The 25,924-nt window shown below is 35.5% G+C and carries 27 protein-coding genes; 6 read left to right on the top strand and 21 right to left on the bottom strand.

The annotated features are described in order from the left end of the window. Positions 1 to 10 precede the first annotated feature (10 nt). The 3 genes from MMF97_RS14500 to pyrR all read right to left on the bottom strand — a co-directional run bounded on the left by MMF97_RS14500 (position 11) and on the right by pyrR (position 4,802). Positions 11 to 3,028 (bottom strand): tetratricopeptide repeat protein, encoded by a 3,018-nt coding sequence (locus tag MMF97_RS14500; protein WP_243363275.1) that lies wholly within the window; start codon positions 3,026 to 3,028, stop codon positions 11 to 13. 196 nt (positions 3,029 to 3,224) lie between these two features. Beyond that, on the bottom strand, positions 3,225 to 4,160 hold the full coding sequence (locus MMF97_RS14495) for an aspartate carbamoyltransferase catalytic subunit (protein ID WP_243363273.1): 936 nt from the start codon (positions 4,158 to 4,160) through the stop codon (positions 3,225 to 3,227). Positions 4,161 to 4,241: 81 nt separating this feature from the next. Beyond that, positions 4,242 to 4,802, bottom strand: coding sequence for a bifunctional pyr operon transcriptional regulator/uracil phosphoribosyltransferase PyrR (pyrR, locus tag MMF97_RS14490; protein WP_243363272.1), 561 nt, complete (start codon positions 4,800 to 4,802; stop codon positions 4,242 to 4,244). A 223-nt stretch (positions 4,803 to 5,025) separates the two neighbouring features. Between pyrR and MMF97_RS14485 the strand changes: the two genes are divergently transcribed. The 4 genes from MMF97_RS14485 to MMF97_RS14470 are packed head-to-tail and all read left to right on the top strand — an operon-like array spanning position 5,026 to position 8,991. Beyond that, positions 5,026 to 5,478: a MarR family winged helix-turn-helix transcriptional regulator gene (locus MMF97_RS14485; RefSeq protein WP_243363271.1), complete on the top strand. Its 453-nt coding sequence runs from the start codon at positions 5,026 to 5,028 to the stop codon at positions 5,476 to 5,478. After that, positions 5,475 to 6,863, top strand: a complete 1,389-nt coding sequence (locus tag MMF97_RS14480) for a TolC family protein (protein ID WP_243363270.1) — start codon at positions 5,475 to 5,477, stop codon at positions 6,861 to 6,863. The genes MMF97_RS14485 and MMF97_RS14480 overlap by 4 nt, the downstream gene beginning before the upstream one ends. Positions 6,864 to 6,865: 2 nt before the next feature. Next, positions 6,866 to 7,828, top strand: coding sequence for an HlyD family secretion protein (locus MMF97_RS14475; RefSeq protein ID WP_243363269.1), 963 nt, complete (start codon positions 6,866 to 6,868; stop codon positions 7,826 to 7,828). After that, complete coding sequence (locus tag MMF97_RS14470) at positions 7,828 to 8,991, top strand: ABC transporter permease (protein WP_243363268.1); 1,164 nt, start codon at positions 7,828 to 7,830, stop codon at positions 8,989 to 8,991. Before MMF97_RS14475 ends, MMF97_RS14470 begins: the two co-directional genes overlap by 1 nt. Before the next feature lie 97 nt (positions 8,992 to 9,088). Here MMF97_RS14470 and MMF97_RS14465 read toward each other — a convergent pair whose 3' ends face one another. Then, the gene (locus tag MMF97_RS14465) at positions 9,089 to 9,937 is read right to left on the bottom strand and encodes an aminotransferase class IV (RefSeq protein ID WP_243363267.1); all 849 of its coding nucleotides are present in this window, start codon (positions 9,935 to 9,937) and stop codon (positions 9,089 to 9,091) included. Between the two features lie 79 nt (positions 9,938 to 10,016). On the opposite strand from MMF97_RS14465, the gene MMF97_RS14460 reads away from it, so the two are divergent. Next, complete coding sequence (locus MMF97_RS14460) at positions 10,017 to 10,436, top strand: thiol-disulfide oxidoreductase DCC family protein (protein ID WP_243363266.1); 420 nt, start codon at positions 10,017 to 10,019, stop codon at positions 10,434 to 10,436. Positions 10,437 to 10,445: 9 nt separating this feature from the next. On the opposite strand, the gene MMF97_RS14455 is transcribed toward MMF97_RS14460, so the two are convergent. The 16 genes from MMF97_RS14455 to cmk form a co-directional block, all read right to left on the bottom strand. Next, positions 10,446 to 12,125, bottom strand: a complete 1,680-nt coding sequence (locus MMF97_RS14455; protein WP_243363265.1) for a beta-N-acetylhexosaminidase — start codon at positions 12,123 to 12,125, stop codon at positions 10,446 to 10,448. Positions 12,126 to 12,578: 453 nt separating this feature from the next. Further along, positions 12,579 to 14,510, bottom strand: coding sequence for a 30S ribosomal protein S1 (rpsA, locus tag MMF97_RS14450; protein ID WP_243363264.1), 1,932 nt, complete (start codon positions 14,508 to 14,510; stop codon positions 12,579 to 12,581). A gap of 250 nt (positions 14,511 to 14,760) precedes the next feature. Further along, entirely contained in the window at positions 14,761 to 14,958 is a 198-nt protein-coding gene (locus tag MMF97_RS14445; protein WP_243363263.1) for a hypothetical protein, read from the bottom strand. Positions 14,959 to 14,982: 24 nt separating this feature from the next. After that, positions 14,983 to 16,149, bottom strand: a complete 1,167-nt coding sequence (locus tag MMF97_RS14440; protein ID WP_243363262.1) for a DUF1624 domain-containing protein — start codon at positions 16,147 to 16,149, stop codon at positions 14,983 to 14,985. A 6-nt stretch (positions 16,150 to 16,155) separates the two neighbouring features. Beyond that, entirely contained in the window at positions 16,156 to 16,911 is a 756-nt protein-coding gene (locus MMF97_RS14435) for an alpha/beta hydrolase (protein ID WP_394801177.1), read from the bottom strand. Between the two features lie 143 nt (positions 16,912 to 17,054). Then, positions 17,055 to 17,582: a hypothetical protein gene (locus MMF97_RS14430; RefSeq protein ID WP_243363260.1), complete on the bottom strand. Its 528-nt coding sequence runs from the start codon at positions 17,580 to 17,582 to the stop codon at positions 17,055 to 17,057. A 42-nt stretch (positions 17,583 to 17,624) separates the two neighbouring features. Further along, entirely contained in the window at positions 17,625 to 18,257 is a 633-nt protein-coding gene (locus MMF97_RS14425; RefSeq protein WP_243363259.1) for a class I SAM-dependent methyltransferase, read from the bottom strand. A 76-nt stretch (positions 18,258 to 18,333) separates the two neighbouring features. Beyond that, complete coding sequence (locus MMF97_RS14420) at positions 18,334 to 18,732, bottom strand: nucleoside 2-deoxyribosyltransferase (protein ID WP_243363258.1); 399 nt, start codon at positions 18,730 to 18,732, stop codon at positions 18,334 to 18,336. Positions 18,733 to 18,735: 3 nt separating this feature from the next. Continuing rightward, positions 18,736 to 19,095, bottom strand: coding sequence for a cupin domain-containing protein (locus MMF97_RS14415; protein WP_243363257.1), 360 nt, complete (start codon positions 19,093 to 19,095; stop codon positions 18,736 to 18,738). Between the two features lie 94 nt (positions 19,096 to 19,189). After that, positions 19,190 to 19,624 (bottom strand): carboxymuconolactone decarboxylase family protein, encoded by a 435-nt coding sequence (locus MMF97_RS14410; RefSeq protein WP_243363256.1) that lies wholly within the window; start codon positions 19,622 to 19,624, stop codon positions 19,190 to 19,192. An 86-nt stretch (positions 19,625 to 19,710) separates the two neighbouring features. Further along, a complete protein-coding gene (locus MMF97_RS14405; RefSeq protein WP_243363255.1) occupies positions 19,711 to 20,415 on the bottom strand; it encodes a DUF4386 domain-containing protein in 705 nt (234 codons plus the stop codon). Between the two features lie 68 nt (positions 20,416 to 20,483). Next, positions 20,484 to 21,182, bottom strand: a complete 699-nt coding sequence (locus tag MMF97_RS14400) for a CPBP family intramembrane glutamic endopeptidase (protein WP_243363254.1) — start codon at positions 21,180 to 21,182, stop codon at positions 20,484 to 20,486. Positions 21,183 to 21,238: 56 nt separating this feature from the next. Beyond that, on the bottom strand, positions 21,239 to 21,760 hold the full coding sequence (locus MMF97_RS14395) for a hypothetical protein (RefSeq protein WP_243363253.1): 522 nt from the start codon (positions 21,758 to 21,760) through the stop codon (positions 21,239 to 21,241). A gap of 29 nt (positions 21,761 to 21,789) precedes the next feature. Beyond that, positions 21,790 to 22,644 (bottom strand): sulfurtransferase, encoded by an 855-nt coding sequence (locus tag MMF97_RS14390; RefSeq protein WP_243363252.1) that lies wholly within the window; start codon positions 22,642 to 22,644, stop codon positions 21,790 to 21,792. A 10-nt stretch (positions 22,645 to 22,654) separates the two neighbouring features. After that, positions 22,655 to 23,491 (bottom strand): 3-keto-disaccharide hydrolase, encoded by an 837-nt coding sequence (locus MMF97_RS14385; protein ID WP_243363250.1) that lies wholly within the window; start codon positions 23,489 to 23,491, stop codon positions 22,655 to 22,657. A 37-nt stretch (positions 23,492 to 23,528) separates the two neighbouring features. After that, on the bottom strand, positions 23,529 to 24,215 hold the full coding sequence (cmk, locus tag MMF97_RS14380; protein ID WP_243363249.1) for a (d)CMP kinase: 687 nt from the start codon (positions 24,213 to 24,215) through the stop codon (positions 23,529 to 23,531). 184 nt (positions 24,216 to 24,399) lie between these two features. Between cmk and arfB the strand changes: the two genes are divergently transcribed. Beyond that, positions 24,400 to 24,810, top strand: a complete 411-nt coding sequence (gene arfB / locus MMF97_RS14375; protein ID WP_243363247.1) for an alternative ribosome rescue aminoacyl-tRNA hydrolase ArfB — start codon at positions 24,400 to 24,402, stop codon at positions 24,808 to 24,810. Between the two features lie 166 nt (positions 24,811 to 24,976). On the opposite strand, the gene MMF97_RS14370 is transcribed toward arfB, so the two are convergent. Continuing rightward, positions 24,977 to 25,894, bottom strand: a complete 918-nt coding sequence (locus tag MMF97_RS14370) for a lipid A deacylase LpxR family protein (RefSeq protein ID WP_243363246.1) — start codon at positions 25,892 to 25,894, stop codon at positions 24,977 to 24,979. Between the last annotated feature and the right edge of the window lie 30 nt (positions 25,895 to 25,924).

The raw sequence follows: 25,924 nt of genomic DNA, 5'->3' as shown, positions 1-25,924 counted from the left end.
TGTGTGTTGATTATTTGATTTTAGCCAGTTTTTCTTTTGCCGTAGGTACAATGTCATCTTTGCCTTCATAGCCATCGATGATACTCATCAATGTACTTTTTGCCTGCAATTTATCGCCTAATGCTAAATAATTATCTGCCAATAATATAAAGGCTTTTGCTACCCAGTAATCATAAGAAGGCATATTGTTGATTAGGTCAAAGCATGTTTTCTGTGATGTTTTATAGTCGCCTTTGGTGTATTGCAAAGCAGCAATGTTATATTTTGCTTCGGCAGCAGCTAGTGTTTTTGTGTGGGCAACTACATTGTTAAATGATTTGATGGCCGCAGTAGTATCTGCTTTTAATAATAGTGCTTTGCCAGCGTAAAGATCTGCCGAATTTTTCTCCTCCTCAGATGATTTATCAGAGTTTTTGATCAGATCGGCATAATTCAACATATCATCAGGCATACTCAAAGCAGTATAGGCTTTAATTAAGTTGTTGATGGCATAAGTATAGTTTGCCTTATAGTCGGCAGTGGTTTCAAGACGTTTTAAGTAAACAATGGCCTCGTTGTATTTTTTCTCGTCCATTAAAACTTTGGAAACACTCATTAATGAACGCTCAGTATAATCGCTGGTCCAATCGTTTAAAATGAAATCGTAATCTGCAATAGCTTCAGTAGAACGGCCTAATTTTACCAGAGATTCAGCACGAATAAATTTAGCCTGTTTCAAATGGATGGCTTTAGGAAATTTTTCTAAATAAGCGTTAATGGCTTCATAAGCACCTTTTGCATCACCTTTTAGGTAAATATTATTAGCAGCCTGGAATAAGATATTATCTTGCTCGCTTAGAGAATAATTACCCAGAGGTGTAGTAGCAGCATAAGCTATAAATCCATTGGCATCTCCACGATCTACATAAATATTCTTGATGGCCTCTAATGCCTGTTTGGCTTCAGGTAAACTTGGGTAATCTCTAATAACTTTCTTGAAAGATTCTAAAGCCATATCATCCTGATCCTGATTGTACTGCACCAAGCCAATGGTAACCAAAGCTTTTGGTACATAGCTACTACGTGGATATTTACTTACCAGAGCAACTAAATCTGTTTTAGATTTTTCAAACTCGCCTTTGTTGAAATAAGTATAGGCCATTTCAAACCCAGCATCATCGGCATAATTGGATGTAGGAAATTTAGACAGCAGGTTTTGCATGGTGGCAATTTTTGCATCGTCCTGTTTTTGTAAGCCTTGTATCATGCCTCGTTGAAATAAAGCATAATCATCGCCTGTAAGCTTACCGTTAATGATCTTGTTATAGTAGTTTAGCGCATCACCATAGTTTTTGTTTACGAAATAAGAATCGGCCAAACGGGTAATGGCATCGGTAACGGTTTTACTGTCTTTATCTTTGCCATTTAAGAAACGTTCAAAGTAGGTTGCTGCTTTGGCATATTTTTCGTCTTCAAAAGCGGCATAGCCCAAAGCATAGTTAGCAAAATTATAAACCTCTGTTTTAGGTGCTTCTTCCATGCCTAGGAAAGTTTCAAAGGCTTTTACTGCTTCGCCATATTTGCGGAGTTCATACATGCTTTCGCCCATCCAATAAGTACTTAAAGCATGTATCTCTTTGTCTTCAGCAAAATTATTTGAACGTAAAAACATGGAAAGGGCATTAGGGAAAGCTCTTTCGTTATAAAACTCCAAACCTCTGAAATAGGTTACTTTCTGGTAAGCTTCTTTGGCCTGCTTTGTTTTATTTTGTATAGGCTCTAAAATATCAATGGCTGCCTGGTAGTTCTTAGAAGTTAGTAAGATTTCGCCTAAAAGTGTTTTAGCTTCGTTTGTTTTTTGAGAATTAGGGAATTGCTTTAAGAAATTTTGCGTGTACTCTAAAGCTTGTTGATTAAATTCTAATTCATAACTTAATTTGGCATAGTTTAACCAGGCATCTTCCTGTAAATTCTTATCGAAATCTAAACGTGACGCTCTGTAAAATGCGCTTCTTGCTTTTTGCTTGTCGTTTAATTTTAAGGCAGCATTGGCAAGTGTGTACATTCCGCTTTGAAGGTAAATATCTTCGCCATTTAATTTTTCGAGCACATTTACCGCATCTTTATATTTTCCGTTCTGAACTAAAGCATAGCCATATTGGTAAATGAATAGGTTCTGTTTTTGCTCATTCTTGTCTTTTTCAAAGAATTGGGCAAAGTATTTTTCTGAATTTTTAAATTCTGATTTGGCAAAGTAAGAAGCCGCAACCAAACTCAGCATTTCGGGCTCATATTTTTGTTTGGTTTTTTGCATTACGGGAATAGCATAATCGATTACATCATCATAACGTTCATCTAAATAATACATAGAAGTGATGTAATAAGGATAGCTGGCTTCATAAGTAGGAGAGCCCTTTAACTTTTCAAAGTTAGCAAGGGCTGTTTTATATTCTTTATTCAGGTAATTGATATAAGCAAAGTAATAAGTGGCACTTTCCTGAAAAGGTGATTCCTGTTTTTTTACTTCTTCAAATAAAGGTTCTGCTTTTTCAAAATCCTGCAATTCAAAATAAGCGTAAGCCTGTTTAAATTGGTATTCTAATCTTTGTTTTTGCGAAAGAGAACTGGGATCAGCTTTTTCAAACCATGATAAAGCGCTTTTGTAATCGTTCTTATTGAAATAAGATTTACCGATATGGAAATAAGCTAATTTAGTATTTGGATTTAAGGGGTATTCACGTATAAACTCCTGTATCAGTGCTTCAGCATCATCGTTTCCAAGTTCAATAGCACAAATGGCATTGTAGAATTTTGAGTTTTCCTTTAAGATAGATAGCTCTGCATTACTCTGTGTCTGGGTGCTGGCTTTATCTCTTGCCTGTTCAACCAATTTAAATTGCTGCGCAGCTGCTACATATTTTTCATTTTGCAACAACTCCAAACCTGTAAGGTAGTTTTTGTTTAACCGGGTAATCTCACTGGTTTGAGCATAAGTCAAACCTAGTCCTGAAGCAATAAAAACGGGAACTAATAGGTACTTTTTTTGCATTTGGTGTTAAATATGGTTGCTACTAAAATATAACTTATGTTATTAGATATCAACAATAGAAATTAACATCTGTTAATAACACAAATAACGAAACGTTTTGAGGATTGGTATTTGAGAAAATCTCAAATCCATAATTTGTGGAAAAATAACCAGCGTAGTTATGATGATTTATCCGCTCAAGCCAATGGCAAAAAGATCACATATCATTTTGGCTTGCCAGTAAATAAAGTACGGCCATACGTACGGCTACTCCATTTTCTACCTGCTCCAATATAATAGACTGTTTGCTATCAGCCACATCGCTGGTAATCTCTACACCTCTGTTGATCGGGCCCGGATGCATTACGATAATTTCTTTATCCAGATTATCCAAGATTTGCTTATTCAGACCGTACATCATCGAATATTCTCTGCTTGTAGGAAAATATTTAATATCCATACGCTCTAACTGAATGCGCAACATGTTAGCTACATCGCACCAGTTTAGCGCTTTGATCAAATCATGTTCTACTTTTACGCCTAATGAAGCAATATGTTTGGGGATAAGGGTAGTTGGACCGCAAACCATTACTTCGGCCCCTAACTTACGTAAACAAAGAATATTTGAAAGTGCTACACGTGAGTGAAGAATATCCCCTACAATCACTACTTTCTTACCGGCCACATCGCCTAATTTCTGTTGTATGGAGAATGCATCTAAAAGTGCCTGTGTAGGGTGTTCATGAGCACCATCGCCAGCATTTACAATCTGTGCGTTTATATGCTTACTTAAAAACTGTCCGGCTCCGGCATAGGGATGTCGCATCACCACCATATCCACCTTCATAGCCAAAATATTATTTACCGTATCTATCAGGGTTTCGCCTTTGCTTACCGATGAAGATGAGGCCGCAAAATTGATCACATCGGCTGATAAGCGTTTTTCTGCCAGTTCAAAAGATAACTTTGTACGGGTTGAGTTTTCAAAAAAGATATTGGCAATGGTAATATCCCTTAACGAGGGAACTTTCTTGATTGGTCTGTTAATGACCTCTTTAAAATTGGCAGCAGTTTCTAAAATCAATTCAATATCATTTCGGTTAATATCCTTAATGCCCAAAAGATGTCTGCTTGATAATTTTTCTGCTCCCATTTTTATTGTTTTTTATCTGTTTTTTATCTTGTTTTCAGCTGTCAAATAGAGCTTACCCCGTCCAAATAATGTTTGTTTTAATTAGGTTTTTTTGGACGGGGACGGTTCTGATAATAAGATTACTTTATCTTCTCCGTCGTTTTCTTCCCAGCTTACTTTTACTTTTTGCGAATCAACGCTATCTACTTTTAAGCCTACATAATTGGGTTCGATAGGCAAATGCCTTGAAAATCTGCGGTCTATTAACACCATCAGTTCAACACGTTCAGGTCTGCCGTACGCCAATAGAGCATCCATTGCTGCACGTATGGTTCTACCAGTCCAAAGCACATCGTCAATTAAAATCACCTGCTTGCCTTCAATAATAAAATCGATTGTATTGCTAGATGCAGTAACCAAACCATCTTTCCTTCTGAAATCGTCCCTAAAAAAAGTAATATCCAGATTACCCTTTTGAATGTGGTCGTTTTTAAGGATAGCAGACAATTCCTGATAGACACGATCTGCGAAGAAAGCGCCACGGGGCTGTATCCCTATTAAAACTGAATTGCTAAAATTGTTGTGATTCTCAATTAACTGATGACAAAGTCTTTTAATTGTGATTTGAAGTTTCTGACCGCTTAAAAGTGTTCGCTTTTGCATTGGACTAAGATTTGGCAAATATAATGAAAATCAAAAAATAAAGACAAAAACTTTGAAAGTTTAGGGTTTGATACTGTGCTTTTATTCTAAGTGCTTAATTGTTAAAAACGTACAGATAAGTATTTAGAGAGAGTTTTTACCAAAAGAATAAAACAATTATAAAAAATAGTTGTTTAACTAACTAAATTGATTTACCTTTGTGGTTGTTTATGCAACTATTGTTATGAATACTAACTTAATTTCTTTAGAAGATAAATACAATTTGCTAACCGGGCGGTTGTTTATGTATGTAAACAGATACCTGGCGCAAAAGTTTAAAAATAATGCGGTTTCACTTACCCGTGAGCAATGGACTATCTTGGTTCAACTGTGGAAACACGATGGTGTATCGCAGCAAGTTATCGCAGATGAAACCGGCCGAGATAAGCCCAGTACAACCAGATTGCTGGATAATTTGGAGCGAGATGGTTATATTGTAAGGAAACCAGATGCTCATGATAGAAGACTAAACCTGATTTTTTTAACCGAAAAAGGTAAAAAGGCAGAGAAAAATATCATGAAAGTAGCCAATGAAGCACTGAATGATATTTCTGTAGGTTTAACTGCAGAGGAAATGCAAACGGTTAAGAATGTATTTGAAAAAATTTATAAAAATATAGACACTGCCAAATCATGAAAAAACTATTTACCACAATTCTGATCTTGTGCTTTTCGGGTTTGCCCGTATTGCATGCGCAGCAGGTCAGAATCTCAAAATCATTAAAGCAGGCTATTGATGCTGCCATTAGCCAAAGTACAGATTTAACCAATCATTATCTCGAAACAGATAAGATGGAACTGGAAAGAAAAAGTGTTTTAAGTAAATATATTCCAACAGTAAGTGCCAATGCCATGTATGGCTATTTTAACAATACTTTAAGTTTGGATATACCTACGCTTACTTTACCGCTTACGGGTATAAATCTGTTTTCGGGCGATCAAAAGTTTGAAAATAATGGAAACCTGCTATTGGGAGGCGTTACAGCTAAAGCCATACTTTTTAGCGGCGGACAAATTTTAAATGGAGCCAAAGCACTGGACGCTAAGAAAAAGGGAACCGATTTAATGGCCGAGCCTAAGAAAGATGCTATTATTAAAGATGTGATCAACTCTTTTGACCAAATCAGATTATTGAATGAGGCTAAAAAACTGATTGATGAGAGCGAAGTGCGTTTAAAAAAAGAAACCGAGCGGGTTGAAAAAGCCATTGCAAATGGTTTGGCTATTCCTTACGACAGAGATAAGATCAAACTTGCTATGCTGGAACTGAGTTCTAAACGCTTTGAGATAGAAGGTAAGCATAAAGTGCTTTACCAGAAAATTAGCATGGTAACACATTATAATGAAGCCCAGATTGATAGTGTGGTTTATGATCTGGAACCCATTGTGCTTACAGATGGTTTAAATACAGAAAACCGTTCTGAATTGAAAGCTTTAGCTCAATTTAAAAATGCTTATGAGTACGCATTGAAAAAAGAAAAAGGTTCTTTATTGCCAAATTTAGGTGCTTTTGGAAATTACAGTTATGCGTCTGTATTTGATGCAAAAAGCAGTTTTTCGGGTCCCATAACTGGAAATAATTATAAAATGAAGCTTAATTCAGCTACTTTGAGTCCAAGTTTTGTAGTAGGTGTAGCTTTAAAATGGGATATTTTTAGTGGTTTTGAACGTAAGCATAAGATAGATGAAGCGAAGATCAATATCAGGCAGATTGAAAATCAGATCAGCGATTCGAAAGAGAAAATGCAGTTGCAGTTACAAAATAATAATGTGCAATATGAAACATTGTTAAAACAGATTGAGGTTGCCGATCAACGTGAGAAAATTGCAAAAAATAACCTGAACATGGCTCAAAAGCAATATAGTGCCGGATTGATCAACGTAACTGAACGCTTAACCGCCGAAACAGATATTTATCAGGTATCATTAAATAAAATAACGAATATTGTTGAACAGCGTAAAATGGCTATAGAAACGCTTTCATCAACAGGAAATTTACAAAACGCTATTCAAGTAAAATAATCATGAAAAAATATTCATTACTACTCATCAGTTTAATTGCATTTACAGCATGCAATAGAAAAGATACGGCTAACAGCCTGATACAGGGAAAGGTTGAGCGTGAAGAAATAGCTGTGGTAAGTAAAGTACCCGGCCGTATTCTTAAAATTAATTTTAATGAGGGTGATCAGGTGAAGAAAGGTGATACTCTAGCTATTTTGGATATCCCCGAGGTTGATGCTAAGAAAGCACAGGCTCAGGGCGCTGTAAAATCAGCCGATGCGCAATATGCCATGAGCGTACGCGGAGCTACTGCCAACCAGCTGAAACAATTGGATGCGAAAAGAAATGCGTTGAAAGAACAATATGATTTTGCCAAGAAATCTTTAAGCCGCATACAGGCTATGGTGAGCGATTCTTTGGTGCCGCAACAACAATATGATGAAGTTTATGCGAAATATCAGGGTGCATTGGCGCAGTACACCGCTGTTGAAGCAGAGATAGCTGATGTTAAAAATGGGGTGAGAATAGAACAGCAAACCATGGCATTGGGACAGAAAGACCGCGCCTTAGGTGCTTTACAGGAGGTGCAGACAGCAGAAAAAGAACGCTATATTATTGCTCCGCAAGATATGACCTTAGAAAGCATTACTCTAAAAGTAGGAGAGTTGGCACTGCCTGGTTATACCTTATTTACGGGATCGCTTAAATCGAGTACTTATTTCAGGTTTACCGTGCCCGAAAGTAAAATAGAACAGTATAAAAAAGGTGAGCAGATTGAGGTTACTATTCCTTATCAGGATAATAAAAAAATAGAAGGAACCATCAGAAATGTTAAGCAGATAGGGGCTTATGCCAATATTGCAACAGCATATCCTGATTATAATATGCAGGATGCATTATATGAGATTACGGTAGAACCTAAAAATATAGCCGAAGCCAGTGAGTTGTTCTCGAAATCTACGGTTACCATAAACAAAAAGTAATGAAAACATTTTTTGAATTGCTTAAGCGTGAATTCGCGATGTTCTGGAATAACAGCGTTTTACGTATCCTGTTTATAGGAGCACCCATTATGTATGGTGTACTTTTAGGCTATGTATATAACAAAGGAAAGGTAACACATTTACCTATTATTGTGGTAGATCATGATCAGAGTAAGTTGAGCAAGAGAGCCATTGAAATGATGGGAGATAATGAAGTATTATCTATTGCTGTGCTTCAATTTGACGAAAATAACCTTTCTAGATTGATGATTGAGAAGGATGCTGCCAGTGTGGTTATTATACCTGAGGGTTTTGAAAAACAGGTTTTAACTAAGAAATACCCTGAAATTACCACCATTGTAAATACGGCAAATGTTTTAACGGCCAATTACGCATCAACGGCCATACAAGTTGTTTTAGGTACGTTGAAAGTAGGCGTACAATTAGAAACATTGCGCAAACAGGGTGTGCCCGAAAATTTACTGATGAGCCAGTATGAGCCTTTTAAAACAACTTTCATTAAGAAAAACAACCGCTCAACCAATTACATGTATTTCTTGTGGCCGGGTATTCTTGCCACGGTATTGCAACAGGTACTTATGTTAGGTTTAGCTTTGTCTTTTGCGGCAGAATTTGAGAATAATACCTTCAAAGAGCTTGTTTATAAATCATCATCAACGTTTAAATTGCTGATGGTTAAAATTATACCTTATCTTATCATGAGTTTTGGTATATGGTTGTTGTACTGGTTCTTTACCTGGTGGTTTAAAATCCCGTTTTATGAAAACCTGGGTACCTTAACCTTGATAGCTGGTTTATTTGTGGTTTCGGTATGTTTTATTGGGGTGCTGGTCAGTATTTTACTGCCAAACCAATTAAAGGCTACAGAGGTATTGATGGTAATTGCAACTCCCAGCTTTATCTTATCGGGTTTTACCTGGCCTTTAAGTCAGATGCCGGTATGGATACAGGATATTGCGAGTATCATACCTTTAACCCATTTCTTACCCATATTCAGGATATTGATCATAGAAAACGGACCTGTAGATCTGACTTATCCATATATCCATAAGCTATTGCTTATAATGGTTATAGGTTTTGTACTGTCATTTATAGCTTTGTATATTAAAAAGAGAAAAGTGCTGAAAGAGGTTAAAGCTTAGACTAATAGTTAAATTTTTAAAACATGAAAGCTTACAAGAATAGGTGTAAACGCATCTTTTGTAAGCTTTTTTATTTAATTTTCAGAAAGATCGAATATTAAAAACCGTTTTTACTATCGATGTCTTTGTTGATGAGTTGCTGCAACAGTACACTTAAGCTGCGGGTAATCTCACCTATATTTCCTTCATTAACAGGTTTTCCGTCAATTTGTAAAACAGGACATATGTTTTTGGTGGTAACTGTAATAAAAACCTCATCTGCGGTTTGCAGTTCTTCCAGAGAAAAATCTCTTTCTGTAATGTTTAGATGAGCTGTTTCTAAGGATAGCACTTTGCTCCGTGTAATGCCTCGCAGAATATCGGTTTTAGGTGTGAAAACTTCCTTGCCTTTTACCATAAAAATGTTGGCACGTGGACATTCTCTAACTGCTCCGTCTTTATGGTATAAAATATCATCAGCATGATGACCAATAACCTGCGGCCATGTTTTTATCGCTTGCAGATAATCTATGGTTTTAACAGAAGGTACCTGTCGTTGAAAATTGTTGGTAATCAGTTTAAGTCCTTTTTCAAAGCTCTCATTTCCGATATTTAAAGGACTTTGCACCATCATAAAATTGGGCTTGGTAGTGATGGTAAAACCATCTTCAGAAAACCCACCCGTTAGTATCAGTTTAATACCCGAATTGGCAATATTATTCTTTTCTATCAATTGCCTGACTAAGGATTTAAGCTCGTTACGTTCATAAGGAGGTTCCAAATTCATTTCTTTTGCAGAGCGGTAAAAACGATCTAAATAATCATCTATAAATACAGGATGAAAATCAATGGTTTTCAAAAAATCAAATATGCCGTAACCTCTTTGAATACTTAGATCTGATACGTGTAATTTGGCTTCGGTATGAAGAATAAACTGATCGTTTACGAAAATATATTTGTTCTCCATTTTAGTTCAGTATCGCAATTTGCGTAATTTTATAGTGGATATCAGTTGTTGCCTGTCATTGCAAGTTAAAAATAAAAGAATGAACGAAGTGCGGTTTCCTGAAAAAAAGCTAGTGGTTTTCTTTGACGGGGAATGTAACCTATGTAACCGATCGGTACAGTTTATTATAAAAAGAGACCGTAAAGATTGTTTCAGTTTTGCTTCTTTGCAGGGCGAAACCGCTAAAGGTATGCTTGCTGATCTTGGTTTGAGTAATGGAACAAATCAGAGCATTATTTTATGGGAGAACGGTCGCTTGTACCGACAGTCTGATGCAGCACTGAGAATAGTAAAGCGTTTAAATGGTTTTTGGTCTTTGTTGTACGGATTTATAATTATACCTGCATTTATAAGAAACCCAATATATAATTACATTGCCCGGAACAGGTACAAATGGTTTGGTAAAGCAGACCACTGTTTAATACCTGCACCGGAACTCAAACATAAATTTTTACCTTAAACAATAAATTTATTTTCCTGTATAAGCAGGATCTAAATATCGTTTGCTATAAGTAATTCCCATCAGATCATAGCGTTTAAATTGCGTTTTTAGCCTGTTTAAAAATTCTGGATAGTTTTTTTGTTCTTTGGGCGACCATTGCATCTCACTTAAGGCATCGATACGCGGAAAAATCATATATTCTACTTTTGCAGGATTGGCAATGTACTCAGACCATAAATTGCCCTGTGCGCCCCAAATATATTTTGCCTGTTCTGCATTAAGTTCTGCTGGAATTGGTTCGTAGTTATAAACCGTTTCAAGTGGCAAGAATTTATTCGCTGCTAAACTATCCTCTTTCATAAATTGCTTATGGTTGAGGTATAATTTTTCTTCGGGACTCATAATTACCTTTTGTTTTACTTTTGCTGCGGCAATACCACCTTTTTCTCCACGCCAGCTCATTACCACTGCATTAGGAGCTAATCCTCCATCTAAAATTTCGTCCCAACCAATAATAGTCTTGCCTTTGTTGTTCACAAATTTCTCGATACGATGGATGAAATAACTTTGCAGAGCAACTTCGTCTTTGATGCCTTTCTCCTTCATGATTTTCTGTGTTTCTGCAGATTGTCTCCACCATATTTTAGAAGCTTCATCGCCACCAATATGGATGTATTGTGAAGGGAATAGATTCATGACTTCCGTAAGCACATCTTCTAAGAAAGAAAATGTTTTTTCGGTAGGTTGAAGTACATTATTGTACTTGTTCATCATGCCCCAGGTTTCGGCTACCTGATATTTTTTATTTGGTTCGGTTCCAAGCTCTGGATAAGCTGCCAAAGCTGCCATGCTATGTGCCGGCATCTCAATTTCAGGAATAATGGTGATGTATCTATCGGCGGCATATTTGATTACCTCTCTGATCTCGTCTTGGGTGTAGAATCCACCATGGCGAATGCCATCAGTCTTGATCACTGCATCTTTTGGCGTAATTTTTACGTCATCAGGTAAAACCTGATACTTAATATTTTCATTGCCTTTTCCTGGCCAAAGTCCTATAATACTACCATTTCTCCAGGCTCCAACCTCAGTAAGTTTTGGGTATTTCTTGATTTCAATTCTCCAGCCATGATCATCAGTTAAATGCCAATGAAAATAGTTCATTTTATGTAGTGCAAGGTAATCAATGTATTGCTTTACAAAAGCTACATCAAAAAAATGACGGCTTACATCTAAGTGCATACCGCGATAGCTGAAACGAGGATAATCGGTTATAGTAACTGAAGGTATATTAAGTTCGTTCTTTTTTTCGGTAGGCAATAATTGAATTAGGGTTTGAATGCCATAAAAAACTCCGGGTTTAGAAGTTCCGGTAATAGAAATGTTCTTTGATGAGGTACTCAGAATATAGGCATTGTCAAATTCGCTTACCTTAGTGTTAACTGTTAAAGAAATATAATTGGTTTCGGGTTTAACGTTGGTAATGGTAAGCTTAAATTGAAGATATTTTTGTAAATAATCATTAAAGAAAACGGCTGCATTTTTTAAAGAATCGCTTTCAATAACAATTCTTGTTTGATTATTAATGGTAAAACCTTTTTGCTGAGCTTCTTCTTTTAAATAAACGGGCTTAGGGATAATGTTTATTTGTGCTATCGACAATAATACACTGGCCAACATTAATCCGGTCAATACTAATTTCTTCATATTCAAAATTAGTATTTTTTGTGAGTTTTTTTAATGGAATTTGCAGGTATTTGCGGAAATATCTTGTTGCGCATATTAATAAACCTGATTGAAAGAATAGCCCACAAGAGACCATAATTAGTGTCATTAAATTAATAAGAAAAGTAAAAAAATATTGTCACCCAGAGCCCTGTCGAAGGATAAATATTTTTACTTTTCAACTGTGAAAATTAGTCTTCGACAAGCTCAGACAGACACTAGAACCCTAATTAATGACAGCGAAATGAGGATACTATGTTTAAGGCAGGACAAGGATAGCCCAAGAATTAAGGAATTGATTTTAATTATTAGCTAAACTAAGGTCTTAAAAAATGAACAGAGATTCCTCGTCGTTATGTTTCCCTTGGAATGATAAACAAAAAATCCCGATAGCGAAAGTTATCGGGATTTAATATTTATGGGTTGGTTAAAGAATTAGCCTTTAGCTTTTTTCTCTTCACCTTCCATTTGAGATTTCAATTGAGCCAATACATCAAGATCACCTAATGTTGATTTCTCTACTGAATCTTTCACTTTTTTAACTGCTGAGTTAGCTGCTTTAGCTTCTTTTTTCTTAGCTGCTTTTTCTTCAGCTACGGCTTCAGCTTTAGCTTCTTCCCAAATACGAGCGTGTGAAACTACGATACGTTTAGCATCTTTGTTAAACTCGATGATTTTGAAATCAGCAACTTCTTCTGCTTTTAATACAGAACCGTCTTCTTTAGCCATGTGTTTTGTTGGTACAAAACCTTCAACTCCGTATGGTAATGCAATTACAGCGCCTTTATCAGTTACTTTAATTACTGTACCTTGGTGAATTGAATCTAAAGTGAAGATTGTTTCGAAAGTATCCCAAGGGTTTTCCTCTAGTTGTTTGTGACCTAAAGATAATTTGCGGTTCTCAACATCAAGTTCTAGAACTACAACATCTAATGTATCACCAACTTTGGTAAACTCGTTAGGGTGATTGATTTTTTTGCTCCAAGAAAGATCAGAAATGTGGATTAATCCGTCAATTCCTTCTTCAATTTCAACAAACACACCAAAGTTAGTCATGTTTTTAACAACTGCTTTGTGTTTGCTTCCAACTGGATATCTCTCAGCAACATTTTGCCATGGATCTTGAGTTAGTTGTTTAATACCCAAGCTCATTTTGCGCTCATCGCGGTCTAAAGTTAATACTTCAGCTTCGATTTCGTCACCAACTTTTAAGAACTCTTGTGGAGAACGTAAGTTTTGTGACCAGCTCATTTCTGAAACGTGGATTAAACCTTCAACACCTGGAATGATTTCTAAGAATGCACCGTAATCTGCAACAGTTACGATTTTTCCTTTTACTTTAGAACCAACTTGGATAGCTGAATCTAAGTTCTCCCAAGGGTGAGAAGTTAATTGTTTTAAACCTAAAGCGATACGTTTTTTCTCATCATCAAAATCTAAAACAACAACGTTGATTTTCTGATCTAATGCTAATACTTCTTTAGGGTGGTCTATGCGGCCCCAAGAGATATCAGTGATGTGTAATAAACCATCTACGCCACCAAGATCGATGAATACACCAAAATCAGTGATGTTTTTAACTGTACCTTCAAGTACCTGACCTTTTTCTAATTTAGAAACGATCTCTACTTTTTGGCTTTCTAGATCGTCTTCAATTAATACTTTATGAGAAACTACAACGTTTTTGAACTCATGGTTAATTTTAACCACTTTGAATTCCATAGTTTTACCTACGTAAATGTCGTAATCGCGGATTGGTTTAATGTCAATCTGAGAACCTGGTAAGAATGCCTCAACACCCATAATGTCAACGATAAGACCACCTTTAGTACGTGATTTAACGTAACCGTTGATGATCGTGTCATTGTCAAGGGCTTCGTTGATGGTTTCCCAAGAACGTTGAGTTTTAGCTCTCTTACGAGATAGAATTAACTGGCCATTAGCATCTTCAGGTGCTTCTACAAACACGTCAACTTTATCGCCAATTTTCAAATCAGGAAGATCACGGAACTCTGAAGCAGATACTAAACCGTCTGATTTAAAACCAACGTTTAATACTACGTCTTTGTTGTTGATTGATACTACTGTACCAGAAATGATCTCACCTTGAGTGATTTGATTGAAAGTATCTGAATACATTGCTTCAAACTTTTTACGGTCTTCTTCATTGTAGTTACCAAATACTTTTTCGTCAGCATCCCAGTCAAAATCTTGATCTGGAGTTGCCAATTGTGATTTGATCTGTTCGATCGATACTGAATCAGCTTCTGATTCAATAGTTTCTTTTTGGTTCAAACGGGCGTCTGCACCTTGTAGTTCGGCTTTTTTAGCCTCTAGTTCTTTTTCTGCTACTTGTTTTTTAGCCATTAATTAATTATCTCCTTTTTCCCTGTTTAGGGACCGCAAAGGTACGGATAATTTTAATAAAGCAAAAGATTTTTGAAATAAATATGGCTGATATTTAGTGGGTTACTTTTGGCTATTTGTTTTTTATACAACATTCTCGCATAAGAGGTAATTTGGTATAGGCAGAATTATGTAGAATACAAGCTTGCTTCAAATTTATAAAGCAAAAGACTGATGAATAAAGAGTTGTTTTTATTTATAAATAAATGAGTTAGCTGTTTTTTGCCAATTCCTTAAATAGCTGTTCATACTCTTCAAACCGATGTGCTCTTATAGGCCTCACTTTAGGTTCGGTATTAAAATGCAGCAATAAACAGGGCGATATGTTCTTATAGCGTTCTACGTATTCATAACGAACCAATTCATTATTTGCTATTCTTTGCTTAATTTTATTATGGTAGGGATACATGGTAATAGTTTATGAATTCGTTTCTCATAAATAACTTAGCCACCATTGCTTATGCTTGTTCGCAGCTTTATATTGTGCGTACCACAAACAGGGTTTATAAAGTATGACAACCACACTGATCCAAACAATATAGATCGCCCATAATGGTAGGCCACTTTGCAAAGCTCTTGGTCTGCCAAAAGTACCTGTTGCAAATTCCATTTGTGAAAAATTAAAACCTTGTAATAACAACATTAAGATGGCGAGTAAATGGATAAAATAAAAATGTACGATAAAATAAAATAAAGGTACCTGTCCATACACAGCCGCAATACTTTTTACTTTGTTGGTAAACTGCTCGGCAAAAGCCAGTAGCAAAAACATAATGCCTAATGTAGATAAACAGAATACCAGCGATGGTGGGTATTTGCTTACATTCATAAAAGATAAGAAGGTAAACCATCCATTTTTTTGTTGCGACCACTGTAAAGAATCACCATATAGATTAATAAAACGAACAATTACGAATAGAATTAAGGCTCCTAATCCCAACTGTGTAAAAACCTTTTTTCTTTTTTCTGCAGAAAGTTCAAATAATTTACCACTGGCAAAACCAATTAGCATTATGCCTAGCCATGGAATAGGTGGGTAGGCTATGATAAATGCTTTTCCTGAAAGAAGAGGAATGATAGTTAGGTTAAAAAGAGGTGTTAAAATACTTTTGAAAGGAGAAGTTTCTGTGAATGGAATAAGTGGGGTAAGGTTATGAAAGAAAATAATAATCAGTCCTAAGATTCCTATTTGACGTGGAGATAACTTTAACATCAAGCCTAAAATAATGAAACCGATACCTATGGTAGCAATCACTTCAAAAAGAATGGAGTGAAAACCGATATCAAAGAATATGGCAAAATTTACAATGGTAAATTCTAATACAATTAACCATAAGCCTCTTGTGATGAGGGTTTTTCTGAGGATAGAAATTGTTTTTTCTTTTAGCGAAAGATATACCGATGTACCTGCCAGAAAAACAAAAACCGGGGCACACAGATAAGTAATCCAACGTGTAAAAAATAATGCAGGTGTAGTAGTTAGCAGATTGGTTGGGCTTTCTGTAATTGAATTGATGTGCATTAAATCCCTTACATGGTCTAAAGCCATGATGATCATTACAATTCCCCTTACAATATCGATAGAAACAACTCTTTTCATTTTCTTTTACTCGATTTGTGGTTTAAGATATATGTGCCTAAATGCATTGGAAACAGCCTGATGCATGATCGTTGCATGGTTTTCTAAAGGTAAATAATCAAAATGTACGGTCACATTTTTTCTGTTAAGGTTTTTGATTTTATCTGCAAGCACATTGGCATCTACTTCCATTACCCGTGGAACAGCAGTAGGTGTTAACCCTTCTTTACCTACGGCAATATAAATATCTGTACGCTCAAAGTTAGCAATGGATTGATTGAGCAAAGAACCATTATCCCACCATAAACTCGGGCTAATGATGATGTATTTATTAAATAACTTAGGTTTGTTAAATAAGATTTCTGTTACTAATAACCCACCTAAAGACTGCCCGATAATGGTTTTTGTTTGATTTGTGCGATATTTTGACTGGATATAGGGTTGCAGCTCTTTTTCAATAAATGCTATAAAGCTATTGGAATGTCCTGTAGTAGGATATGCTTTTTTATCTGCTTCTATAGTGGTTGGAAAAGTAAAATCTCTTCTTCTATCAACCGTAGCAATGCCAACTACAATTGATTTTGGAATATAATTAACCCATTCAAAACTATTGAATTGAACAAGACCAGCAATATGGATAAAATCTTCATCAGCAGAGCCGTCTAATAAATAGATAACAGGGTATTTTACGGTGTCTTGCGGGTTGTATCCTTCCGGCAAATAAATGTTCAATATTCTTTTTTCATTGAGTTCTTTTGACTGGATTTCATCAATTTGACCAATTATAAATGGCCTGGTTTTATTGGTTTGCGCAAAAATTGAATTTGTAAAAAGGATTAAAAAAAAAAGTGGTCAGTATTTTATTCATTTTTGTGATATCTTCAAATATAGTTTGGTGTACTTAAGATAGGCGCATTTTTATATACTTACTTAGACCAAATGATTTGATTTGTTCTGCTAAATTTAATTTCTTTTGCGTTTGTCAAGAACGATTGCTCAAAGGTATTTGATTTGGTGAAGTCTTTTAATTCTGCAATAATCTTGTCTAAAATTTGATTATGGGATAAGTTTTGAGCAAACTCTTTAGGGAGCTTGAAATAGGCGTTTTTTGGAATGAAATCATTACGTATTTCTGAATGATTAGCTTTATTGTAGGTATTTGTACCTATTAAATGAAGCATATATTCCTTGTTCCCTTTAAGATCCTCTCCTTCAATAAGTCCGATTTCAAATTTTGAAATTTCGACTTTAGGTTGGTCATGGCTGCAGATATCGTTTAGCCAGTCATGAATATTTTTAAAATTTGATTGTAAAATAGGTGGTGGTGTATCTACATCAACAGAGACTCGAGAGGTTATTGTTTGTGTAGTTAGTTCTTCTTTATTAGATTCTGGATTTGAAGAGTTGCATGCCATAATTAAAAATGTGAGGTAAATTATTTTGTTGGTTTTCATGATAAAATGTTCATAGATTAATACTGTTCATATGAAATGATTTTATGATCTTGTTGCAGTCAGAATGGTATGTGTCTCTGTTTCGGTTTCTGATTTTTTAAATTTTACATTGAATACTTGTATATCCTGAAATTTATGAACCGTTAATTGCTGGGTTAGTTCGGTTAAATCATGAAAATAAAAATAGATTCTGTTACCACTGCTACTTGTTTGATAACCCGATCTGTTGGGATGGCCTTCAACGAAACTTAAATACAACAGTCCATTGCTGTTTAACAAATTATAAGAATCTGCAATGAGTTTAATTACATCAGTATGTGATAGATAGGGTAAACAAAAGCCACAGATGATGCCATCATATGTATTTTCAAGTTTGCTGATCTGTCTACTGTCCATTACTGCAAAATTTGCTGCAGGGTTGTTCTGTTTGGCAAGCTGAACCATATTTGGTGCAATATCAATCCCCAAAATATCAAAATCAGGCCGTTTAGCTAAAAGGTACTTTGTAATATTGCCGGGACCGCAACCTATTTCTAATAACTTGGCGTTTTTAGCGCCGATAGAATTGCAAATAAAGTTGTAAGATTCATTATAGAGGTCTAAATCCATGAACTTATCCTGATATAATGTAGCTACCTTATTCCAGGTATCAAAAGTTTCTTGGTATTTATCCATTTAAATTATAGTCTGTTTAATATAAAGATACTATTCTCTTATGATAAATTGCCTATAACAAAGAGCGTAATCAAAGCTAAGCTTTCAGCATGTTTACGGTTTGGGCAAGCTGCTTTTCTAAATCTCCCGTATCTGTGTAAATGATCCTGAAATCGGCAATTCCTGAAACGGTTGTAGAATGTTCAGCATCCGCTTTGCGCATATAGATAATTGGTTTGCCCTTTGCTTTTGCATAGCCAACTTCTATTCCAATGCCAATGCCTTTGTCTGATGTTTCTGCTATAAGCAGATCACAACCGTTAATATCTGACATGGCCTGTAACATCATTTGTTGTTCTTGATGAGGATAAAATTGGTACTGATCAACAAATACAATAGACGCGATGTCAAATTTATTTAAAGTATGTACAATTGTTGTAATCTCAGCATCCATTGATTTTCTTTTGCTGAAACTGACCGAAATATATGCCCGCATAGCTTATATCTTATCTAAAATGTGTTTTGTAAGCTTGCTTTCTGTATTGCCCGTATTCAATGTTGAAGCTGGCTCAAAAAGCATGATAAATACCTCTTTTTCTGCAACGGGCCTATGTTCAATACCTTTTGGAACAATGACAAATTCATTTTCGTTTATTATAACTGTTCTATCACGGTATTCCATTTTGAAACTTCCTTTTACAACGAAAAACAGTTCATCTTCATTATCATGTTTATGCCATACAAACTCACCTTTGAGCTTAGCAAGTTTTACATGTTGACCGTTAAGTTCACCAACAATTTTAGGTGTCCAGTATTCGTTAAACAGAGCAAATTTCTCTTCAAGATTTACTTTTTCCATGTTTTCTTTGCTTAAACAATCATTTTTGAATTTCATCGTTTGTTAAAAATGGAATTACAATGCTATTATAAAAGTAACGACAGTTATAAGCTTATTATACAGGTGTACGTGAACTAATTGCAATGCGGTTCCAACCGTTTATGGTTACTATTGCCATGATAATTTGTGCAATGTAGTTTGCATCAAAATACTTCTCAGCCTGTTTATAAGTTTCATCTGATAATCCCTTTTGGTAAATCAAAGTGATTTCTTCTGTCATGGCCAAAATGGTTCTTTCTTCTTCGCTAAATAAAGTTGTTTCTCTCCAGGCATTGAGCAGAAAAATACGCTGGGCTGTTTCGCCTTGCTTTAAAGCATCAGTAGTATGCATATTGATACAAAAAGCACAACCATTAATTTGTGATGCCCTGATCTTGATCAGTTCCAGATGTGTTTTAGAAAGCTGAGAATTTTGCAGGTAGTTTTCTAAACCCAGCATTTGTTTATAGGCTTCTGGTTCAAGTTTTGAGATATCCATTCTTTTTTCCATGATCTTTTGTTTTTAACAAAGCTAAAAAGTTTGGATGTAAAAAGAACGTAAATTGGATTAAGGATGGTTTTTTAAATAAATTTAATTTAATTTGATTGGCTGGGCTCGGTTAATTTTTCTCTTGCCCCTATAAAAAGTAGCCATAAACAAGTTCCGATTTCTCCTATTGCCGGTAATAAACTTAAATATTGCGATACGCCGATTTCTCTATAATTACCTGATAAGGTATTTCCAAAATAATTGATCAGATAGCCTAAACCACCCAGCATTAATAGAATGCCCAAAAATTTAGGCAGAAATGTTGACTTATAAACTAAATATCCAAAAGGTAAAAGCCATAAACCCCAGAAAATTGTTACAACAAAAATACCATGATCATATTGGTTAAGATAGAGCATAGTCTGTTTGTGAATCTCTCCTGTTATTGCTCCGGGTTGTTTGAGTGTTTCAATTAAAGAAAGAACAGCATATTTATTTTGTAGATTGCTAAAAGAGATGGGAATGCTGATCATTACTAAAAGCACCATGATCTGCGCATAAAATTGATTTACAGACTTTAAAAGATGGTATAATGCAATGGGTAAAAAGATAAAGGCAATATAACACAGCACACTAGATGCAATGCTTAGCCTAAATAAACTTTCATGCGTAAGAATGTTGTTAAATGTCTGGGCAGGATTATCCCAAATAAACAATTGTTTAGGCACATAGGCCAGACTGAACATGCCTGTTACCACTACCACCAGATAAAGAACCCCTGCTATTCTGGATATACTTCTCTTGTTTGTCATACTTGGTTTTAATATTGAGATGTAGAAAACAGGGCTTTGTTACTCAGTGTATTTGCTTTATTTATTTTTTAGTTTGAAAGTGCTATTTTTTGCTTTTTAGATAAGTATTTAAAATATAAAAATGTTAAAAGAGGCAGGGCGAATATCTGGAATAAAAATACCAATAGCGATAAAATTCCTTCAAGTCGGTTAGGGTTTGCTTTTGTAAGGATTTGCTGACCCAAAGGTCCATTAGAAAAAACTACAATGTTTAATAGGTTCCAGCCAAAATGTAGCCCTATAGGTAAATAAAGTGATTTGGTTTTTGCAAAAGCAAAGGCCAGCATTAATCCAAAGATGGCTGTCATAAAGAAAATGATGAGCATCTGTACAGGATTACCAAAAGCATTGTAAGAGAACCAATGGTAAATGCCAAAAAGAACTGCCGAAAGAATACAGCCTTTTTTGATACCTATTTTTTCTATGGCAATGTATAATAATGCGCCTCTGAAAATGAGTTCTTCAAATAATACAGATTTGAACGTAAACCATAAACCAGATCTTAACATTTGTGCATTCAATTGTGGGTTCAAAATCCATTTGTTATCTATAAATGCGGTTGACATTAAATGATAAATGCTACAAACTGAAGCCGCAAATAAAAAACCGATCCCTAAATTTATCAATCTGCTTTTGGTTGGTTTGAAGCCTAAAACAGAAAGTTGTTTTTTCTCTATGAACCAAAGTATCAACCATGAGATCAGGAGTTCAAGTATAATTCCAATCATTGTTTAAGTTTTTATAGTTGGATATGGTTAAATGCTGTTGTTCAATGAAGTCACTTTCAATTTTGCTTTGTAGATTGTTTATCAATAAAGGCAACAATAGATCTGCTATTTGTCATTAATAGATATCCTATTAAACCCTTTATAAAATGAAAAATGATCCAGCCAGAGCTAGGGCTTTCTCCAAATACATTTTTCTGCTGGAAAAACACAAAGATCTGCTGACATAACTGAGGAAGGCTATCAATACACATTATTCCGCCAATAACAATAATAGCTATACGTAAAATGGTTTGAAGTTGAATATTCAGATTAATCTCCTCTTCATTGAAACCTTTGTCAAGTCGTAATTTATCAATGATCCAGTCTGTTTTAAAAACAAGAAGTCTAAGTATGAGAATGTAAACGGAAATGGTTAATAATAGCAAAACTATAGTTAATGCAATATCCTGAATAGTGTTATTATTTGAGTACGTATAGTAGAATACAGAAAGAAACTGAGGTATAACAGTTATACTTCCTAATATTAGCCATATACCTAAAATTTTTATGAAGATTGTCCAAAAGGTTCTTATTGTCATTTTGTTAAAATAGTTTGTCGTGTTTGGTTTTATATTAATTTACTTGTTACTATCTTTTTGTGATTTCTGCTCCATTCGCTCCATGAACCCACATAAAGTTTAGGTATATGCAGCCCTGCATAGGCAATTGCCAGTAGGGTATGACATGCAGTTACGCCCGAACCACAGTGTACAATGATGTTTTTGGGATTGATATGGTTGAATTTTTGCTCATACTTCGTTTTTAACTCTTCAGGATTTAAAAACAGTCCGTTGCCATCTAAATTTTCTGTAAAAGGAATATTGGTTGCACCTGGAATATGACCAGCAATCAAATCAATGGGCTCGGTAATTCCGGCATAACGTTGGGCATCTCTTACATCAATTATAAGATGATCAGGGTCTGTTGAAACAGCTTCTACTTCATCCATTTGAGCAATGGGTAATTTCCAGTTCTCAACAGGATAGGGTTCCATTATAGTTTTTACTGGTTCAGCTTTTGAACTTAAAGGAAAATGATTTCTTTTAGCTTCATTCAAACCTCCATTCAGCACCTGAGTTTTTTCATGACCAACAGCCTTTAGCATCCACCAAAATCTAGCAGCAGCATTCGAGCCATTTTTATCATCATAAATTACCACATGGCTCTGCTTTGAAATACCCATATTAGCTAAAGTTTTTGCAAAGTCTTTAATATCAGGTAAAGGATGCCTTCCACCATCGGCCGGATCGCTTTTAATGGCTGCTAAATTAGAATCGAGGTCAACAAATATTGCACCTTCTAAATGCGCATTCTCATAATTGGACCTGGCATTTTTACCATTACTGGCATCAACTAAAACCAGATCTGGCATTTTATATTGTTTCAAGAGCTCGGCAACCTCAATTATGGGAGAAATTTTCATATAAGTAACTTTATTTTTCTGCTCTGAGTTTTGCCAAAACCTTTTCTAATTTCTTCTGATCATTTACATAAGGTTGCAGGTCAAATAATTTTACTACCCTGAATTGTACCGGGTGGCTTTCGCTTTGTAAAGAAATGTAACCGCCGGTAAGGGCTTTCCCATCTTGTTTAACAGCAGGATCGTAATTGCTTACATTACCCCCACCAATTTTTGGATGGGTATAAGTAAGTACGGTATCGCCATTAACAATGTGTTTGATGATAGAATCACCTAAAACCAGAAATTCTGCAGTAACCCATTGTTCGCCATGATAGGTTTTAGAACTGCTATTAAGGCAATGAGGTGTAAATAATTTGTCTTTGATTTCTATGGTGGTACCTGGTGTACAAACATTTCCGGTTGGTCTTTCGTCTTTGCCGTTACCGCCTAATAATTGTCCTTCTATTGAAATGGGAAAATCCTGATCTTTAAGCATAGTTGCCGGATCCTGACAATGTAACATTACGCCACTGTTGCGTAAAGCCCAACCTTCGCCACCTTTAGCCTGCTCGCCTACAAAGCGATATTCTACTCTGATGAGATAGTTTGAAAATGGTTTTTTATAGAAAATATGGCCGTATTGCTGGTTAAAGGTATCGTAAGAATCGTATTTTACTTTTAAAATACCATCCTCAACATAAAAAGTATTGCCAAAATTTTCGTTATAGGCGTGCTTGCTAATTTTGATGTTCCAATCTTTAAGGTCTTTACCATTGAAGAGATTGATCCAGCCTTTTTGTGCAAATGCAGTTACATTATATGCAAAAAGTACACCTAGTATTAAAGCGAGCCTTTTTTTCTTTATCATGTATTAAAGATAGAAAAAGGCTGTTAAAGAAATACAACTAAGCAAGGTTTTTTAACAGAGGTTCTACTCTGTCTAAAGCAAACTTTAGCTGCTCTTCTTCGGTAAGATTGGTGTTATCCAGTACAATTGCATCTTCTGCACGGGTTAACGGACTTTCTGCTCTTGTGGTATCTGCATAATCGCGGTGTGCCAGATTTTCAAAAACATCTTCAAGCGTAGTTTGGGTATCGCCTTTAGATTGCAATTCTTTGAAACGTCTTTCGGCTCTTACCTTAGGGTCGGCAGTCATAAAGAATTTTACCTGAGCATCTGGAAAAACAGCAGTGCCAATATCACGCCCATCCATTACAATGTTTTTGGATTTGCCCATGCGTTGTTGCTGTTTCACCATGTCGTGTCTTACCGCCTTGATGGCAGATACCGGACTTACTGCTTCAGATACGTACATCAGTCTGATTTCTTCCGATACTTCTTCGCCGTTCAGTAAAATATGCGACTGGTAATCGCGTGAGTGGAAATTGAGTTCTATTTTTTCTAAAGCCTGTTTAACGGCTTCTATATTGTTGATGTCAATCTGGTTTCTGAGAAAATAAAGTGTTACGGCCCTGTACATGGCTCCACTATCTATGTAAATAAAACCTAATTTCTTAGCTAAAGCCTTTGCTAAGGTGCTTTTTCCGCATGATGAATAGCCATCAATGGCGACAACCAAATTTTTTCTCATTACAAAAGCAAAGGTAAAAAAAGACTTTAAAAGCTACGCCTAAAACTTCAGGATAAAGACAATTTTCAAAATGATTTTTAAAAAATTTTCAATAAACTGTTGTTAAGCTTTTTGTAAACACAATGTTTTGTTTTATTGTTAAAAAACATAATTTACACCATCCAAATTTTAGAGAGATAGATTCATGTTACCATTAATAGATGAGATTAAAAAAGTAGTGACCTTTAAAACTTCGCGTAGTGGAGGTAAGGGTGGGCAAAATGTAAATAAAGTTTCGAGTAAGGTAGAATTGCTTTTTAATATTGATGAGGCTGGCTTTTTTACTGATGAAGAAAAAAATCGTTTGAAAGAAACATTGGCCTCAAGATTAGACAGTGAAGGTATATTACATATTGTATCGCAGGAAGACAGAAGTCAGTTGCTGAATAAACAACGTGCAATATTAAAACTGAACGACCTGCTTAAATCTGGCTTGAAGGTGCAGAAGGAGAGGAAAGCAACTAAAATACCCAAAGCGGTTAAAGAAAAACGTTTGGTTAATAAAGCGTTACTTGCCCAAAAGAAGGAAGGTAGAAAAAAGCCAAATTGGGATTGATATCGTGCTCGGCTTTCAACCTAGGTCTTCAGACTTTCCTATTTCCAGCCTCAGTAGTTAAATGTTAGTATTTAGAGATGAGACGTGAAACTTTCGTTTTTCATTAATATTCGCTTGTTAATAGTTTTTTTGCTTTCAGCTTTTATCTTTCCCTGTCTTTTAGTCATTAATTAAATCTATAGTACATAGATATACTACCGTACTGGTGTGGTTTGGCTGTACTTTTAATTTCTCTTGATTTAAAAATAAGATGATAATCTAAAGTAAAACGTGGGGTGCTGTAATTAAAACCAATCTGTTGTGCAAATACCCATGGTTTTACGCCAAAAGTTACAGGACTGTTATGATTGAACATACTGCCTTCAATGGTAGCATCATAAGCTATATAGTTCAGTTGCGGCTTTGCATAAAAGAAAAATTCATTTCTTACCAGCTTAGGCGTTTTGCTGTTATGGCTTATAACTGTGTTTGTGTAGGCACTGTTAAACAATTGATTTATAGCTCCTGCTCTAAACAAAATACCTGCACCTGCTCCGCTAAAAGTTGTACCTAAATTACCATAACCTTCAAAGCTGAAATCTGTTTTCTGATCTTCGCTGCGGTGCAGCAAATGTGTATATTGTGCTGTAAGATTGATTGCAGTAGAGTTTCTGATCTGGTATTCCCAGCCCTCTACTTCATAAAAACCTACAATTTTATGGAGCAGTTTCTGTGCATCTTCACCCAACGCACCTGGACCTACAGTGCCTATTTCTAAACCAGTTTTTAAAACACTCTCATTTTTATAAAGAAGATTTACATTTACAGCTCCGTATAAATAAGCTGCAAATGGACGATCCTGACGGTCTTTCTGCGGGCTGTAACCCGAAATAGGGTTGTACATTTTTTGGGCAGCAGTAATTTCATAAGTCAGCTTTTCGAGCTTGTTACCTAATTTTTGCTGGTTAATTGCTCTTCTGAAATTAATGAACAATCCATTGGTATAATACCTGTCCTGTCCGTACCATAAGTAAGAATCATTATCGCTTTTAAAGCCGAATTCATTCTTGTATTCCTGTGCTTTGCTTCGGATGGTTAAACCCACTAGCAGCAAAGCACAGTATATTATTTTATT

The sequence above is a fragment of the Pedobacter montanisoli genome (genome assembly GCF_022809115.1).
Taxonomy (GTDB): Bacteria; Bacteroidota; Bacteroidia; order Sphingobacteriales; family Sphingobacteriaceae; genus Pedobacter; species Pedobacter montanisoli.
This window is presented reverse-complemented; position numbering and strand designations above follow the sequence as displayed.

Bases quoted from the DNA above. Each gene is read 5' to 3' on its own strand.
- pyrR (WP_243363272.1), bottom strand. From the start codon at position 4,802: ATGCAAAAGCGAACACTTTTAAGCGGTCAGAAACTTCAAATCACAATT.
- MMF97_RS14410 (WP_243363256.1), bottom strand. From the start codon at position 19,624: ATGGAAAAAAGAATGGATATCTCAAAACTTGAACCAGAAGCCTATAAA.
- MMF97_RS14400 (WP_243363254.1), bottom strand. From the start codon at position 21,182: ATGATTGGAATTATACTTGAACTCCTGATCTCATGGTTGATACTTTGG.
- MMF97_RS14405 (WP_243363255.1), bottom strand. From the start codon at position 20,415: ATGACAAACAAGAGAAGTATATCCAGAATAGCAGGGGTTCTTTATCTG.
- MMF97_RS14465 (WP_243363267.1), bottom strand. From the start codon at position 9,937: ATGGAGAACAAATATATTTTCGTAAACGATCAGTTTATTCTTCATACC.
- MMF97_RS14430 (WP_243363260.1), bottom strand. From the start codon at position 17,582: ATGAAAACCAACAAAATAATTTACCTCACATTTTTAATTATGGCATGC.
- MMF97_RS14385 (WP_243363250.1), bottom strand. From the start codon at position 23,491: ATGATAAAGAAAAAAAGGCTCGCTTTAATACTAGGTGTACTTTTTGCA.
- cmk (WP_243363249.1), bottom strand. From the start codon at position 24,215: ATGAGAAAAAATTTGGTTGTCGCCATTGATGGCTATTCATCATGCGGA.
- arfB (WP_243363247.1), top strand. From the start codon at position 24,400: ATGTTACCATTAATAGATGAGATTAAAAAAGTAGTGACCTTTAAAACT.
- MMF97_RS14475 (WP_243363269.1), top strand. From the start codon at position 6,866: ATGAAAAAATATTCATTACTACTCATCAGTTTAATTGCATTTACAGCA.
- MMF97_RS14445 (WP_243363263.1), bottom strand. From the start codon at position 14,958: ATGTATCCCTACCATAATAAAATTAAGCAAAGAATAGCAAATAATGAA.
- MMF97_RS14440 (WP_243363262.1), bottom strand. From the start codon at position 16,149: ATGAAAAGAGTTGTTTCTATCGATATTGTAAGGGGAATTGTAATGATC.
- MMF97_RS14495 (WP_243363273.1), bottom strand. From the start codon at position 4,160: ATGGGAGCAGAAAAATTATCAAGCAGACATCTTTTGGGCATTAAGGAT.
- MMF97_RS14395 (WP_243363253.1), bottom strand. From the start codon at position 21,760: ATGACAATAAGAACCTTTTGGACAATCTTCATAAAAATTTTAGGTATA.
- rpsA (WP_243363264.1), bottom strand. From the start codon at position 14,510: ATGGCTAAAAAACAAGTAGCAGAAAAAGAACTAGAGGCTAAAAAAGCC.
- MMF97_RS14415 (WP_243363257.1), bottom strand. From the start codon at position 19,095: ATGGAAAAAGTAAATCTTGAAGAGAAATTTGCTCTGTTTAACGAATAC.
- MMF97_RS14425 (WP_243363259.1), bottom strand. From the start codon at position 18,257: ATGGATAAATACCAAGAAACTTTTGATACCTGGAATAAGGTAGCTACA.
- MMF97_RS14420 (WP_243363258.1), bottom strand. From the start codon at position 18,732: ATGCGGGCATATATTTCGGTCAGTTTCAGCAAAAGAAAATCAATGGAT.
- MMF97_RS14460 (WP_243363266.1), top strand. From the start codon at position 10,017: ATGAACGAAGTGCGGTTTCCTGAAAAAAAGCTAGTGGTTTTCTTTGAC.
- MMF97_RS14480 (WP_243363270.1), top strand. From the start codon at position 5,475: ATGAAAAAACTATTTACCACAATTCTGATCTTGTGCTTTTCGGGTTTG.
- MMF97_RS14485 (WP_243363271.1), top strand. From the start codon at position 5,026: ATGAATACTAACTTAATTTCTTTAGAAGATAAATACAATTTGCTAACC.
- MMF97_RS14500 (WP_243363275.1), bottom strand. From the start codon at position 3,028: ATGCAAAAAAAGTACCTATTAGTTCCCGTTTTTATTGCTTCAGGACTA.
- MMF97_RS14390 (WP_243363252.1), bottom strand. From the start codon at position 22,644: ATGAAAATTTCTCCCATAATTGAGGTTGCCGAGCTCTTGAAACAATAT.
- MMF97_RS14455 (WP_243363265.1), bottom strand. From the start codon at position 12,125: ATGAAGAAATTAGTATTGACCGGATTAATGTTGGCCAGTGTATTATTG.
- MMF97_RS14470 (WP_243363268.1), top strand. From the start codon at position 7,828: ATGAAAACATTTTTTGAATTGCTTAAGCGTGAATTCGCGATGTTCTGG.